Annotated in this window: 9 protein-coding genes and 2 tRNA genes; 5 read left to right on the top strand and 6 right to left on the bottom strand. The window is 62.7% G+C overall.

Going from position 1 to position 14307, the window contains the following annotated elements:
- Positions 1-2 precede the first annotated feature (2 nt).
- The 4 genes from QUG01_RS11985 (at position 3) to QUG01_RS11970 (ending at position 2218) form a co-directional block, all read left to right on the top strand.
- A tRNA-His gene (locus QUG01_RS11985) sits at positions 3-78 on the top strand.
- A 27-nt stretch (positions 79-105) separates the two neighbouring features.
- Positions 106-181 (top strand) — tRNA-His (locus QUG01_RS11980).
- Positions 182-348: 167 nt separating this feature from the next.
- The gene (locus QUG01_RS11975) at positions 349-1023 is read left to right on the top strand and encodes a GntR family transcriptional regulator (protein ID WP_500830348.1); all 675 of its coding nucleotides are present in this window, start codon (positions 349-351) and stop codon (positions 1021-1023) included.
- Positions 1024-1393: 370 nt separating this feature from the next.
- Positions 1394-2218 carry a pirin family protein gene (locus QUG01_RS11970; protein ID WP_500830347.1) on the top strand — a complete coding sequence of 275 codons (825 nt, stop codon included), beginning with the start codon at positions 1394-1396 and terminating at the stop codon, positions 2216-2218.
- 66 nt (positions 2219-2284) lie between these two features.
- On the opposite strand, the gene QUG01_RS11965 is transcribed toward QUG01_RS11970, so the two are convergent.
- On the bottom strand, positions 2285-7183 hold the full coding sequence (locus QUG01_RS11965; protein ID WP_500830346.1) for a hemagglutinin repeat-containing protein: 4899 nt from the start codon (positions 7181-7183) through the stop codon (positions 2285-2287).
- Positions 7184-7349: 166 nt separating this feature from the next.
- Positions 7350-8957: a ShlB/FhaC/HecB family hemolysin secretion/activation protein gene (locus tag QUG01_RS11960; protein WP_500830345.1), complete on the bottom strand. Its 1608-nt coding sequence runs from the start codon at positions 8955-8957 to the stop codon at positions 7350-7352.
- Between the two features lie 322 nt (positions 8958-9279).
- On the opposite strand from QUG01_RS11960, the gene QUG01_RS11955 reads away from it, so the two are divergent.
- The gene (locus QUG01_RS11955) at positions 9280-10599 is read left to right on the top strand and encodes a methyl-accepting chemotaxis protein (protein WP_500830344.1); all 1320 of its coding nucleotides are present in this window, start codon (positions 9280-9282) and stop codon (positions 10597-10599) included.
- Between the two features lie 136 nt (positions 10600-10735).
- Here the strand turns inward: QUG01_RS11955 and QUG01_RS11950 are convergent, their stop codons facing one another.
- The 4 genes from QUG01_RS11950 to alr form a co-directional block, all read right to left on the bottom strand.
- Positions 10736-11161, bottom strand: coding sequence for an aminoacyl-tRNA deacylase (locus tag QUG01_RS11950; RefSeq protein WP_500830343.1), 426 nt, complete (start codon positions 11159-11161; stop codon positions 10736-10738).
- Positions 11162-11214: 53 nt separating this feature from the next.
- Positions 11215-12150 (bottom strand): LysR family transcriptional regulator, encoded by a 936-nt coding sequence (locus tag QUG01_RS11945; protein ID WP_500830342.1) that lies wholly within the window; start codon positions 12148-12150, stop codon positions 11215-11217.
- A 37-nt stretch (positions 12151-12187) separates the two neighbouring features.
- Positions 12188-12799: a LysE family translocator gene (locus tag QUG01_RS11940; protein ID WP_500830341.1), complete on the bottom strand. Its 612-nt coding sequence runs from the start codon at positions 12797-12799 to the stop codon at positions 12188-12190.
- Positions 12800-13233: 434 nt separating this feature from the next.
- Positions 13234-14304: an alanine racemase gene (alr, locus tag QUG01_RS11935; protein ID WP_500830340.1), complete on the bottom strand. Its 1071-nt coding sequence runs from the start codon at positions 14302-14304 to the stop codon at positions 13234-13236.
- Positions 14305-14307 lie beyond the last annotated feature (3 nt).

The raw sequence follows: 14307 nt of genomic DNA, 5'->3' as shown, positions 1-14307 counted from the left end.
CGGTGGATGTAGCTCAGTTGGTAGAGTCCCGGATTGTGATTCCGGTTGTCGTGGGTTCGAGTCCCATCATCCACCCCAAAGATTTCGGCCATCGCGTCACCAGCGGTGGATGTAGCTCAGTTGGTAGAGTCCCGGATTGTGATTCCGGTTGTCGTGGGTTCGAGTCCCATCATCCACCCCAGAAATTGAAAGCCCGACGGATCCGTCGGGCTTTTTTCATGTCCTCCTCCGCAAATTACAGATTCGCGACAAAAATATTCAAGTTAGATGCTTGCCGGAACAGGGAAGCTCCGTATAATCGAATACATTTGCATGTATCCGATTGACTGACAGATAACGACACCCACCATGACCACCCTGCAGCCGATCAAGCGCCAGACGCTTACCAGTGCCGTCACCGAATCCCTGCGCCGCCGCATTCTGTCGGGCGAATTCGCTGACGGCCAACAATTGCGCCAAGAGGCGCTGTCCCACGAATACGGCGTCAGCCGGGTGCCGGTGCGCGAGGCGCTGCGCCAGCTGGAGGCGGAGGGACTGATCCAGATCATCGACCACAAGGGCGCCCTGGTGTCCAAGCTGTCGCTGGAAGACATCCTGGAGCTGCTGGAAGTGCGGGCCATGCTGGAATGCTCGCTGCTGAAAGCCGCCATCTCCTGTCAAAGCGCGGCGGACCTGGACGCCGCCCAACAGACGCTGCGCGAATTCGAAGTGGCGCTGAACAACAACGACGTGCGCCACTGGGGCGAGATCAACTCCCGCTTCCATCTGGCCCTGTACCGCGCCGCGCGCCGCCCCAATACCCTGGCGCTGATCGAACAGCTGCACAACAAGACCGACCGCTACACCCGGATGCAGATCCTGTTCACCCGCACCATGGAGCGGGCCCACGAGGAGCACACCCGCCTGCTGGAACTGTGCCGCCAAGGCAAGGCGGAAGAGGCGGCCGAGTTCCTGCGCTTCCACATCCTGTCCGCCGGCCACGCGCTGGAAAGCTATCTGAAGGGCCAGCAGGCCAATCACTGACCGCCGCCGCACGGCGCAAAGGCTCATCCTGCGCCAGCCATAGCGCGGCCTTGCGCACCGCGCCGGCTTGCGGCGGCCATCGGTTGATAGCGGCTTGATCGGCGCCCTCCTCTTGCCGCGGCCAATCCACAGCCATCGCTCGCGCAGCCGCGCCATCGCCGCTGACCGATACCGGCTGCGATGCCGCCCCTCTGCCACCCAGGCCACGCCCCGCTCCGCAATGGCTCGCCATGCCGGCCATTGCATCAAGATGAGTTCTTGGCAGCCTCATACATCTAATTTTCCGATCATCCACTACTAAATTTTGCGCTTTTTAATCTACTTTTCCACCAGGAAAATAACAGCATCAAACTTGGAACAGGAGATGGCCATGCGCGCCCTCAGCAGAACAGTCGAACAACTGGTCAACGGCCGCGAAGTCTCAGACGGCGCTGGCGTGCGCCTGCAGCGGGTGCTGAGCCAATCGCTGCAACGGCGGCTCGACCCCTTCCTGATGCTGGATGAGTTCCGCTCCGACAACCCGGACGATTACATCGCCGGTTTCCCCAGCCACCCGCACCGCGGCTTTGAAACCGTGACCTATATGCTGGATGGCCGCATGCGCCACCGCGACAACGCCGGCAACGAAGGCCTGCTCAGCCCGGGCGGCATGCAATGGATGACGGCCGGACGCGGCATCGTTCACTCGGAAATCCCGGAGCAGCAGGATGGGCTGATGCATGGCTTCCAGCTGTGGATCAACTTGCCGGCCGCCGACAAGATGGCCGCGCCAAGCTACCGCGACATCCCGCAATGGCAAGACGCGGACGGCAATGCCTTGAAGCTGCTGGCGGGCCGCTTCGACGGCCGCCAAGGCGCGATCGAGCGCCCGGTGACCGATCCGCTATACCTGGACATCGCGCTGCGCCCAGGCAATCGCCTATGGCTGCCGCTGCCATCTAGCCACCACGCCTTCCTGTACCTTTACCAGGGGGCGGTGCAGGCGGCGGACAGCGTGATGGGAGAGCGCCAGCTCGCCGTGCTGGACAATGACGGAGACGGCATCGAGCTGCTCAACGGCAGCGCGGAAAGCCGCCTGCTGGTCTTGGCCGCCAGACCGCTGAACGAGCCCATCGTGCAATGGGGACCGTTCGTGATGAATACGCGCCAGGAAATCGAGCAGGCGATGGAGGATTACAGCGAAGGCCGGTTCTGATCCGCGCCACGAAAAAACGGCAGCCGCAGGCTGCCGTTTTGGATTACGCGGGGCGGAACGCCCTGCTCAAGCGCCCGACTTCACCTCGCCGCTCACCGTCTGCTTCTGATTGTCGATATCGACATGCATCAGCGGCGCCTTGCCGGAAGTCACGTCCTTGACCGCCTGCTGGATGATGGCCGCGGGGGTGCCGTCCAGCTTGACGCCGCCGGTGCCGGTGTAGCTGCTGGTCTGGATATTGGCGGTTTCCACCTTGGCGTCGCCCAGGCTCACCTTGCCGGCGCGGGAGTCGATCTGGCCGCCGGTCAGCTGCACCTTGCCGTCCACCGCCAGATTGACGCCCTGGTCGCCGCTGATCGCGCTGACCGTACCCACGCCATTGTCGGATTTGACGCTGACGTCGATCACGCCAGACACCTGGGTGCCCTTATCCTGCGGGTTCAGCAGCTTGTCTTTCAAGGTGTTGCCGCCTTTGCGCAAGGCGCTGTCCACCACGCCGGACTTGGCCTCGCCGCTGGTCGGCTGCGCCGGCAGCGTCACGCTGCCGCCGTTCCCATCCTTGTTGAACGCCACCGACTGGGTGGTGTCTTCCTTCAGGCCGTTCTTGAAGGCGATGCTGTTGTACTTGTCTTCCACCTTGTCGGCCACGGCGTTCACCGCGTCGGTCGCCTTTTCCTTCACCTTGCCGGACAGCGGACCGGTCAGATTGGCCGCCTGATCCACCAGGCTGGGGTTCTTGGCGTTGGAGCTACTGACGTTCAGGCCCACCTCGACATGATTGCCGTTGTTGCGGTCCTGCTGGCTCTGCACCACCACATTGCCGCCGATGCTGCCATCCACCTTGCCGGCGTTGATGTTGCCGCCGGCCAGCGTCAATTGACCATCGGCCTTCAGATTGACCTGATCGCCCTTGATGGCGGCGTTGGCGTTGGTCAGCTTGTCCTGCTGATCGACTTTGACATCGAAGCCGCCGTTCGCCTGATAGGTCTTGCTCGCGCCGTCGGCCTTGGGCTGGCCGTTTTCCTTGGCCACGCTGTTGCCTGCCCCGCCGCCCAGATTGGCATTGGCGCTCCAGTCATTCTTCTGGCTGCTGTTCTGCGCCGATTGCAGGCTGATGCCGCCATTGTCGGCGCTCAGATTGACCGTTTTGCCGGTCAACTGGCTGCCCTGAAGCGCCACCGCGTTGTTGCCGCTGGCGCCGCTACTGACGCTCAAGGCGCCGCCGCTTGTCACCTGCGTGCCGGACTGCGCGGTGTTGGCTTCATTCTGGCTGGACAGCTGCACGCCGCCGCCCACATTGAAGCCCTTGGCCGACGCATCCTTGCCGTTGCTGTTGTTGCCGCCGGCGTTGACGCTGAAGCCCCAGCCGCTGCCGGTTTTGCTGTCGCTGCCATTGGCCGCCTGCAGGCTCACTTTGCCGTCGGACTGCAGCTTGATGTCGCCGCCGCTGGCGAGGCTGCCGCCCTGCACGGTCAAGCCATTGCCGGATGTCAGCGCGATGCCGCCGGCCGACTGCACCGACCCGGTCACCGCCTGGCTGCTGGCTGCCTGGCTCTGCTGCTTGTTGACCGCCAGATTGCCGCTGCCGCCGAGCTGGTTGCCGCCATCGATCGGGCTGGTGCTGACGCCCACGCCAACCGAGGCGCCCACCGTGCGCTGCTGGCTGCTGCCGGTATTGTCGGCCTGGGTCAGGGCGAGCTTGCCGCCGGCCTGGATACTGGCCTGGCCGCTGCCGCCGTTGATGGCCGCGCCCTGGTAGCTCGCATCATTGTTCACCTTGATGCTCACGCCGCCGGCGGACTGGATGGAGCCGGTCACCGCGTTGCTGGACGCGCTCTGGCTGCTGCTGTAACTGCCCTGGCCGCCACCCTTGACGTTGATATCCTCGCCTGTCGTGGTGTAAACACGCACCGTGGCGCCGCCTTCGCTGCTCTGGCTGCTCTGGCTCTGGGTATTGGCCGCCGCCGTCATTTGGTGGCTGTCCGCGCTGATGCTGACTTGGCCTTGCGTCGCCTGGTACTGGGTTGCCTGATCCTTCAACGCGCCGCCAGCAGTCACATTGACCGATGCCCCGGCAATGCTGGTGGCCTGCGCGGCGCTGCTCTGGCTTTGCGATTTGCCGCTGCCGCCCGTGGCACCGACGTCCACGCCCAGATTGGCCGCGCCGAGATTGGCAGCCTGGCCCGCCGCGCCGGCCACATCGCCCTTGGCCACGCTGCCGCCTGCATTGGCTATGGGACGGGTGATGCCGCTGTAATCGACATTGACCCCGACATCCACGCCCCAATGGCTGCTGGTCTGCTGGGTTGATTGTTGACTGACGGCCGCCTGATTGCTGACGTCGCCCGCGGCGATATTCACCGCGCCGCCCGCCTTGATCTGGCTGCCCTGGTTCTGCACGTTGCCCATGCCGTTGCCGGCGGTGATGTCCAGCTTGCCGCCGGTCTTCACTTCGGTCGCCTGCGCGGTGCTGCCGTCGCTGACGGCGCGATTGCTGTTCTGGCCGAACTCGATGCCGGCGCCGGCCTTGTCCAGCCCGCTGGTCAGGTACAGGCCGCCGCCGGTCACGGTGCTGGCCTTGTCGCTGTGACTCGTGTTCTGCGCCGCGTTCAGACTGACGTTCTGGCCGGCGAGGCTTGCATCGCCCGCCGTTTCCAGCTTGGCGCCGGTCAGGGTCAGATCGTTGCCGGCCGCCAGCTTGACGCTGCCGCCGGACAGCTGCGAGCCGATCTGGCTGGTCTGGTCCAGCTGCTGGTCCGTGCTGGCATGTTCCAGCCGCACGCCGCCGCGGTATTGCTTGTCGCCGGTTTCGGCGCCGACGCCGCGCAGCGCCAATTGGGTATCGCTGGACTGGCTATGGGTTTCGGACGCCTGGCTGGCCACCCTGATGTCGCCCACGGCCTGGATGTCCAGCGCCTGCGCGGCCTTGACCAGGCTGCCCGTCACCGCCACGTCGCCGGCGGAGATCAGCTGCAGGTCAGCGTCCGACTTCAACGCCGAACCGACCGCCGTTTGCTGGCTGCTGCTGCCCTTGCTGGAGCTGCTGGTGATATTGAACGCCGTGCCTGTGCGCTGGTCGGTATGGGTCTGCGTCAGATCCAGCGCGCTGTCGATCACCACGCCGCCGGACAGGGTCTTGGCGTACGCGCCCTGCGCGCCCTTGGCCTGGCTGCCGTTGATGGCGATGCCGGCGTCGCCGTTGATGAACAGCTTGCCGCCGGCGTTCACCGCGCTGCCGGTATTGACGGTGGCGCTGCTGCTGTTGTTCTGGTTGCCGCCGCCGCCGATGCCGCCCCAGTAGGTCTTACCGTTCTGCACGCTGCTGCTGTTGGCACTGGTTTGCGTCGCCAGCGTGGTTTTGCCCTGGGCGGACAGGATGGCGTCGCCGCCGGATTGCAGAATGGCGGCCTGGGTGTTGATGTCGCCGCTGGCGCTCACGCCCAGCGCGTTGCCGGCGCGCAATTGCGCCTGCACCAGGCGCTGCTGCGAGCTGCTGTTGTTCCAACTGCCGGTTTCCAGCGCCGCGCCGTCGTTCTTGCGATTGCCGACGTCGCTGCTGGTATCGGTTTCGGTCAACGCGGACAATTGAACGCCGCCCACCGCGTTCAGTTTGAGATTGTTGCCGGCCTGCACGCTGGCGCCGGCGATGGCGATGTCGCCGCCGGTGCTGGAGATGTCCGCGTCGTGGCCGGCCTTGATGCGCGCCACCGATTGCTCCTGGGTGGCGCTGCTCTTGTCCTGGTTGAATGCCCAGGAATTCTTCCAGGCGTGGTCGCTGCTGCTGGCGCTGCTTTGCGCCAGCTGGCCGTCCAGACTGACGCCGGCGGCTGACAGCTTGACGTCCTGGCCCTGGATGTCGGCCGCGCCGACATGGGCGTTGCCGCTGGCGCTGATCGACACATTGTCGCCCTGCAGGGACGCGCGCTTGACGCTGGCGTCGGTCTTGCTGGACGCGCTGCTGCTCTCGCCGGTCTTCCAGATGAACCAGCTTTCATCATGCTTGCTGTCATTGCTGGTTTCGCTGTCCACGCGGCCGGAGATGTCCACGCTGGCGCCGTTCAAGGCCAGTTGTTTGCCCTTGAGCTGGGCCGCCTGCACCGCCAGCGCGCCGGCGGAATTGACCGTCAGTTCGTCGCCGCCGGACAGATTGCCGCCGACATTGACGCCGGCGCCGGCCGCGGTGCTGACGATATTGATCCGCCCCGCCTGCATGGCGCCCAGGAAATAGCTGTCCAGCTTGCCCACGCCGTCCGGCGCGGCGGCGGTGGCAGTGATCTGGCCGCTGACATAATCGACGGTATTGAAGCCGGCGCGGACACGGATGGCGTCGTTTGCGGAAACATTGCCGCGGATATCGAGGCGCGGCGCGATCAGGTCCAGCACGTTGACGCCGGACGCGCCGCCGCCATTGATGCTGAGCGCATTGCCGTTATTGGCCGCCTGCAGCGAGGCGATGGCGCCGTTTTGCAGATTGGCGGTGCCCACCAGCAGGGAGGCCCGAGGGATGTTGATGAAACCGCAGCCGTTGCAGGCGATGCCGTTCGGATTGGCCAGCACATAGTCTGCCGCCTTGCCGAAGACTTCCTGCTTGCCCAACAGCAAGGACGGGTTGCGGCTGACCACCTCGTTCAGGATCACGCTAGCCTGGCTGCCGCCAAGCTGGGCATTGGCACCCAGCAGGCCGGCCAGCTGCGACTGGCCAGCCTGCAAGGCGTTATTGAACACTGCGCCCGGCTTCCCGACATTGAAGTCCTGGTACTGGTTGACCGACACCCCGCCGGCCGTCGGCGCGGTGATGTTGATCACCTGCGCGCCATTGCCGGCTGTGGAAACCTGCGGCTGCTGGCCGTTGCCGCCGGCAGCCACAATGCCGCCGGCCTGAACCGCATCGGCCAGCACAAAGGCCAGCGTCAGCGCCGCGGCGACTTTGCCGCTCACGGACAAATCGAATCTGCTTTTTTTCATCATCATCCCCTCGAATCCAGGTTCGTCGGCCCTCTTGCCGTGGCCTGCGACCAAATAAAACAAGTGTTTAGTTTGGAATCTAAGGGGTTTTTTAAAGCAAATCAATCGAAACACAATTTTACAATATTATTTCAATTATTTTCCGCGCATTTACAACACTTTGCCCTCACCACTGCCACGCCAGCCGCGCAAACAGGATGTGCCCTTCCGGCAACCAGCCCTGCGGGTGGCGCAGCGGGCGGCTGTAGTCCAAATCCAGCGTCAGGCCGCCCCGCGCCAGCGCCACCCCGACATCGGCGCCGGCGATGTCCTGCCAGGTCTCGTTGCCGCCGCGCTGCAATACCCGGCCGCCATCCCAACCCAGCCGCGGCGTGACGGCGAAGGCGCCAAGCTGCCAACGCCGCGACAAGGTATTGCGCCAGTACCAGCCGGTTTCGGCCGGCAAGGCATTATTGCGGAAACCGCGCACCGCGCTGCTGTCGGCGATATCCAGCTGCTCGACGCCGGGCAGCCGGTCGCGACTGGCTTGGCCGGAAAGGCTCGATTGCAGCTGGAACGGCCCGCCCGGCCAGGCGATGGTCTGCAGCCAATTGGCGCTGAGGCGCAGCTTGAGAAACTGCGGATTAGGCGTGCCGGGGAAGCGCGTGTCCTGCGCATCCGCGCCCATCCAGCGCGTGCCGCGCTGCAAGCCGCCCTCCAGTTGCAACACGCCGCCCGGCAGCACCGTCATCCTCGACAACCCGGCCTCCAGCACGGTCAGGCTGGGGCTGCTGACTGGAATCTCGGCATCCTGCAGATAGTTGCGCACGCGCTTTTGCGTCAATTGCAGGTCCGCGGTCAGGATATGCCCCTGGTCGCGCGTCAGCACCCTGTCCAGCCGCAAGCCGCTCTGCGCGGTGGAGCCGGACAGCTGCACCGCGCTATGCGCCAGCTGCAAGGGGTTCAGATAATCGGAGCGGCTGGCGAAAGCGCTGGCTGTCCAGTAGCCATAGGGCAGCGAATAGAATAGCGACTCGCTGCGGCTGTGCCGCGCCGCGGGATTTTCCGTGGTGGTCTGCGCCGACAGGCTGAGGAAGTCGGACCAACCGGTGACATTGTCCCAGCCCAGATTGGCGCCGGCCTGGATGCGCCCGGTGGACTCCCGCCCGGTATTGTCCAGCGTCAGCCCGCCCGCCAGGAGCGAGTCCGGCTGATTGTGCAACTGCAAGATGGAATCGCCTATGCCGTCGCCGGGCAGCACATCCACCGTCGCGTGATTCGAGCGCAGCCGGTTGGCCTGGTCCAGCCCCTGGTCCAGATCATGCACATTCAGCGGCTTGCCCAGCATGCCGGGGAACAGATTGCCAGGCCGCAAAGCGGCGTCGTCGCTGCGGATCGCCGCCACCCGCCCCTCCACCGCGCGCAGCGTCAGCACGCCATTCGCGTTCGGCCCCTCGGCCAACACCCGCGCGGCGATATAGCCTTTGTCGAGGTAAAGCGCGGTCAGCGCGCGGCTGAAGCGGTTCAACTCGCCGACGTCCAGGCAATCGCCCTGGGGCAGTCCCAGCGCGGCAACTTCCTCATGCGTCAACAAGGTGATGCCCGCCAGGCGCAAACCTGTCACCGGCAGGCAAGCCTCGCCGGCCGCCACGGGCTGCCTGGCGGTGTCCGCCGCGCTGCCGCCGCCTTGCAACTGGCGCAGCTTTTGCTGCCGGATCAAATCGTCGAATTGTCGGCTGGAATCCTGCAGCAAACGCCGGGCATCGTCATCCCCCATCCGCAAATCCGCGGGCAAGGGATGGGTTTCCGCTCGCAGCGGGCCGGCGCAACATAGCAAACCGAAAAATAACCAAGAGTGTTTCATCACGCGGAGTCGATTCCGATTCCGCGCCGGCGCGGCCGGCGCGGAAATTGCGAAAGGTTCAAGGCCATCTATCAGCGCCTCTGACAGATGACTGCGGGCATCTTTGTTAAACCGGCATCATATATCGAAATAGCGCCTGCCACGTCACAGGCCAAAGCAAGTGATTGTGATCGTCGCAAGTAGTTATACCTAATTCCACACTCATGACGTAAGGCTATGCTGAAACTCTGAATAGCGCATCAGGAGGAATGCCATGTGGTTTGCCGGAAACAAGATGATCAACCAGTTGGATGCCGCCGTGGAAGCCGTACTGCGCGGAGAATCGGCCAGATGGCAGATTCACGGCGATGAGCGCTGGCGGGCTCTGGGTGAGAAACTGTCGCGCGTATGGGAGCAACGCGACCGGCAAATCAACGAAGCCGACGCGGAACGCCAGGCCGCCGACCGCCAGCTGACGCAACTGCAGGACGCGCTGCGCCGGGCCGAGGAACAACTGACGCTGCTCAGCGTCCGTTTCGACCTGGTCAACCGCGCAGCCAGCGAGGGGCTGTGGGACATGTCGGTAGTGGCCGGCGACCCGCTCAACCCCAATAATGTGTTCTGGTGGTCGCAAACGTTCCGCGCGCTGCTGGGTTTCAACGACCAGCGCGACTTTCCCGACGTGCTGGGCAGCTGGGCCGGCCGCCTCCACCCCGATGACAGGGAGCGGGTGCTGGACGCCTTCGGCGCGCATCTGAGCGACCGCAGCGGCATGACGCCGTACGACATCGAATACCGGCTGCAATGCAAGAACGGAGAATACCGCTGGTTCCGCGCCCGCGGCGCCACGCTGCGCGACGATAAGGGCGTGCCCTTACGGGTGGCTGGGTCATTGGCCGACATCACGGAATGGCGCGCGCAGCAGTTGCAATTGGAGCGGACCATGACCCGCTTCGAACTGGGCAGCGCCATGCTGGCCGAGGGGCTGTGGGACATGGAAGTGGACCCCGCCAATCCGGTCAGCGGCAACAACGCCTTCTGGTGGTCGCCGCAGTTTCGCCAGTTGCTCGGCTTCGACACTGAGCAGGATTTTCCGAACGTGCTGGAGAGCTGGTCCAACCGCTTGCATCCCGAAGACAAGCCAGGCGTGCTGAACGCCTTCGCCGCCCATCTGAGCGACCGCAGCGGCCAGACCCCGTATGATCTGGAATACCGCCTGCAATGCAAAAACGGCGAATACCACTGGTTCCGCGCCCGCGGCCAGACCCGGCGCGCGGCGGACGGCACGCCGCTGCGGGTGGTCGGCGCGCTGATCGACATCGACGCGGAAAAGCGCTCCGCCGCCCTGGACAGCGAAAGCCAGCAACGGCAGCAACTGGAAAAGAGCCTGTCCGAGATCGGCGCCATCGTCAGCACCATCCAATCCATCGCCGACCAGACCAATCTCTTGGCGCTGAACGCCGCGATCGAAGCGGCCCGCGCCGGAGAAACCGGCCGCGGTTTCGCCGTAGTGGCCGATGAAGTGCGCAAGCTGGCGGAACGCACCCGCGACGCCACCCAGCGGGTGGAAAAACTGGTGGTGCAAAAGGCCTGAGCGGCTCACCGCCAGCCGCCGCGCCTGACACATGGCTGGCGATAAGCATCGTCCCGCGTCTTATCCGCATAAGCTACGGGACTGGCATATTGCCAGTCCCGTCATCAAACAGCGCTGCGCCCCGCGCGCTCACGCTTCATTCATAAAACAGCTGGATATTATTGGCGCTTATCAACTCCGCGGGCGAGACTTTGGCCGTCGCATTGAAACTCCCCGTTCCGCCGTATACATAATCCTGCCGCAGCAGCGCCGCATCCAGAATATACGGCATCGCCAGCCCGGTAAGCGGAATGGCGCCGATGGCGAGGCCGGTTACGCTTTCCACCCTTTGCTTGCTGGCCAGGTTGGCGCTGTCCGCCCCCAGGACTTGCGCCAGTTTTTTGAAGTCGATATATCCTCGCGCCGCGGATAAGATCAAAGCGTACAGCTCCCCATCCGCATCGATCACAAAAGTCGGCGCGCCCTGCTCCGGACTGATTCCAAATTGATCCAGGCCATCCCTGACCGATCGCACCGGTTTACTGTGGTTTAATATTTCCACGCAAAACTCCCAATCAATCATGTTTTTTCATCAATGCTCATTGAATCTGCCTATACAAAAAAGGCAATCGCAACTCAAGCCCCAAGTTCCACACGCCTCGCCACACCATGGATAGAGTGGTAGAGAACATCGAAAACATGCTCGCGAAACCAACGATGCGCCAGGTCCTTGTCCACTCGGCCATGCCACAACAACCAGTAGTGGTTGACGTGATCGACAAAGGGAATGGGCCTGAAGCATACCGGAAACTGCAGCATGAACTTGGCCGCCATATGCTCCGGAATCGTCAATAACAATTGACTGCGGGAGACGATATTGAGCGCCGAAACATAATATGGTGTTTCAATCCTGATATTTCTTTTCAATCCCGCTCGCGAAAAGTAATGATCGACAAAGCCATCTTTATCGCTGGCACCGCTGATATGGACATGCTGAAAATGGGAATAGTCATCCAGCGTCAATTCGCGCTTCTCCGCCAGCGGATGGCCTACCGCCATAAGGCAAACCGGTTTGTCATGCCCGATCGATTTGCCGTAGATATTTTCCGGAAGTTGATCGGCTATCGCCCCCATCAAATCCACCTCCTCATCCACCAATATCTTGAAATGATTCGCTCTCCAGGCAAGAAAACTGATGTGCGCGCGAGGAGCCAAGGGCATGACTCTATCGATGATGTCCGGAAACATATACTCCGCCAGATAATCCGATCCGGCAAAGGAAAACGCTCTCTCGCACGAGGCCGGGTCGAAATCGGACGGACCGTATATTTTTTCTATTTTCTCCAGCAGCGCATCCAAATCCACGCGCAGCGCCTTTGCCCGTTCGGTCAAGACATAGCTGGACCCTTCGCGCACCAATAGCGGGTCTTGGAATTCGTTTCTCAGCTGAACCAGATGTCGACTCATTGCCGACTGGGCCAACCCGAGCCGGCCTGCGGCATGCGTCAAATTGCGAGTTTCCAGCAGCGCCTTCAATGAATACAGCAAATTTAGATTAACGTTTTGAGCCATGACAGGGCCTATCCTTTTCGCACACCCGCGTACCGCATCACACCAACAAGACCGAGCCTGCAAGCAGAATCAGAAAACCGCCGCTGATTCGGCTTATCCATCTCACCCCACTCTCTTTCCAGACAGAAACAGCTTTTCGCCCAAGAATAGCATAGCCCACCATAACAGCCGCATCAATTACCATGACAATAATAGTCAACGCAGCATACTGTGGCAGCGCGGCGTTAGCGGTATGGATGAACAGAGGCAAGACGGCAGCGAGAAAAAGGTAATACTTGGGGTTGCTTATCGCCATGAAAAAGCTCTTGAGAAAAATCGCATAGTCTGATGGCGAAGCCTCCATAACAATGTTTTCCATCGCTTTCCCGGATAACTTCAGCATTTGAATACCCATAAAAGCCAACCACCCCGCGCCAAGCCATTTCAGACCGACAAACAACACCTCGGAGGCGGAAAGAACCATATCAAGACCCAGACCTATCAGCAAAATCAACACGGCATCCGCAAGAACCGCTCCCAAAATTCCAAACAAGGCGCGGCGCATGCCGAATCTGCCGGCATTATCCAGTGCCAAAAGCACAGTCGGCCCTGGCGTAACAATTGCCGCAAACATGAGCAAGGCAAAAGCAAAAAGCGAAGCTGCTGTCATTTATTGAAACTCCAAATTCATTCATCTCATCCCTAGACAACGCCATTATCTTATTCGATCCAAAGCGCAGTCCGATTACAAGTCATTGATTCTTCATTAGCGAGAATCGAAAACCAGTTTACTTTAAGCAAAGATGACTTAAAACGCTTATGCGCAGATAGCGACCATCTGAAATTTACATGGCGGAATGTTCATAACGCCTGCCGTGATCGATATGAACAGGCAGAGACTCCGCCTGATGGCGGCAGGGTACTGTGAAGGCAACGATGGGCGGGCTGCGGAATCAGCGCTTGCGCGGCGCGGTAGCCGGGCTTGCGCTAGCGATGGGGGGGAGACGCGTGCGACCAGAAAAACAAACAGCCCCGCCGGCTCACGCCGACAGGGCTGTCATGGGCTGAGCCAAGCGCGTCGCGCGCCAAGCTGCTCGAGAATGCTCAGTGGTAATCGAAATGCGCCCGCTTGACGTTGCACAAGGGCTCGTAGCCTATGGTGCCTGCATGGGCCGCCACCTCGTTGACCGACACCGCGTCGCCCCACAACTCTACCTCGCTGCCGATGCCGGCCTCGGGCAGATCGGTCAGATCCACCGTCAGCATATCCATCGATACCCGGCCGATCAGCCGAGAGCGCCGCCCGTCCACCAGCACCGGGCTGCCGCTGGAGGCGCGGCGCGGGTAGCCGTCGGCGTAGCCGCAGGCTACCAGGCCGACGCGGGTAGGCCGGTCGGTGACGAAGTTGTCGCCATAGCCTATCGGTTCCCCGGCGGCCAACTCGCGCACGCCGAAGACCCGGCTGCTGAAACGCATCACCGGACGCAGGTCGGCTGCGTCTTCGAAGCCGGCCGGCAGCGGCGTCACGCCGTACAGCGCGATGCCGACGCGGCCCCAGTTGCGTTGCGCGCGCGGGTGGCACAGGATGCCGGCCGAGTTGGCCACAGACTCGTCGCCCGGCGGCAACGCGCGAACAACGGCGTCGAAACGCTCCAGCTGCGCCGCGGTCATCGGCAGCTCCGGCTCGTCGGCGCGGGCGAAGTGGGTCATCTTGGTGATCGTGCCCGCCTTGCCGCTAGCCTCCAGCCGGCGCCAGGCCGCGTGATAGGTTTCCGGCAGAAAGCCTTCTCTATGCATGCCGGAGTCCAGCATCAGCCAGACGTTGAACGGCTTCTGCGGCGCGGACTGCTCGATCATCCGCAGCTGCTCCTCGCTGGTCACCGCCAGCCACAGCTGGTGCGCGTCCACCGCCTTCAGTTCCTCGGCTTCGAACACGCCTTCCAACAACAAGATGGGATGGACGATGCCGGCCGCGCGCAGTTCCAGCGCCTCTTCCAGACAGGCGACGGCAAAGCCGTCGGCGATGTCGGCCAGCGCCTGGGCGCAACGCACCGCGCCGTGGCCATAGGCATTGGCTTTCAATACGGCCAGCGTCTTGTCGCCATGGGCCGCGCGGGCCACTTGATAGTTATGCCGCAGATTGTCCAGCCGTATCGTCGCGATCAGGGGACGCATCGC

The organism is Chromobacterium sp. CCUG 76385, assembly GCF_059916625.1.
Note: the sequence above shows the minus strand (reverse complement) of the source record. Positions and strands in the feature narration are given on the sequence as shown.

Bases quoted from the DNA above. Each gene is read 5' to 3' on its own strand.
- QUG01_RS11975 (WP_500830348.1), top strand. From the start codon at position 349: ATGACCACCCTGCAGCCGATCAAGCGCCAGACGCTTACCAGTGCCGTC.
- QUG01_RS11970 (WP_500830347.1), top strand. From the start codon at position 1,394: ATGCGCGCCCTCAGCAGAACAGTCGAACAACTGGTCAACGGCCGCGAA.
- QUG01_RS11965 (WP_500830346.1), bottom strand. From the start codon at position 7,183: ATGAAAAAAAGCAGATTCGATTTGTCCGTGAGCGGCAAAGTCGCCGCG.
- QUG01_RS11955 (WP_500830344.1), top strand. From the start codon at position 9,280: ATGTGGTTTGCCGGAAACAAGATGATCAACCAGTTGGATGCCGCCGTG.
- QUG01_RS11950 (WP_500830343.1), bottom strand. From the start codon at position 11,161: ATGATTGATTGGGAGTTTTGCGTGGAAATATTAAACCACAGTAAACCG.
- QUG01_RS11945 (WP_500830342.1), bottom strand. From the start codon at position 12,150: ATGGCTCAAAACGTTAATCTAAATTTGCTGTATTCATTGAAGGCGCTG.
- QUG01_RS11940 (WP_500830341.1), bottom strand. From the start codon at position 12,799: ATGACAGCAGCTTCGCTTTTTGCTTTTGCCTTGCTCATGTTTGCGGCA.
- alr (WP_500830340.1), bottom strand. From the start codon at position 14,304: ATGCGTCCCCTGATCGCGACGATACGGCTGGACAATCTGCGGCATAAC.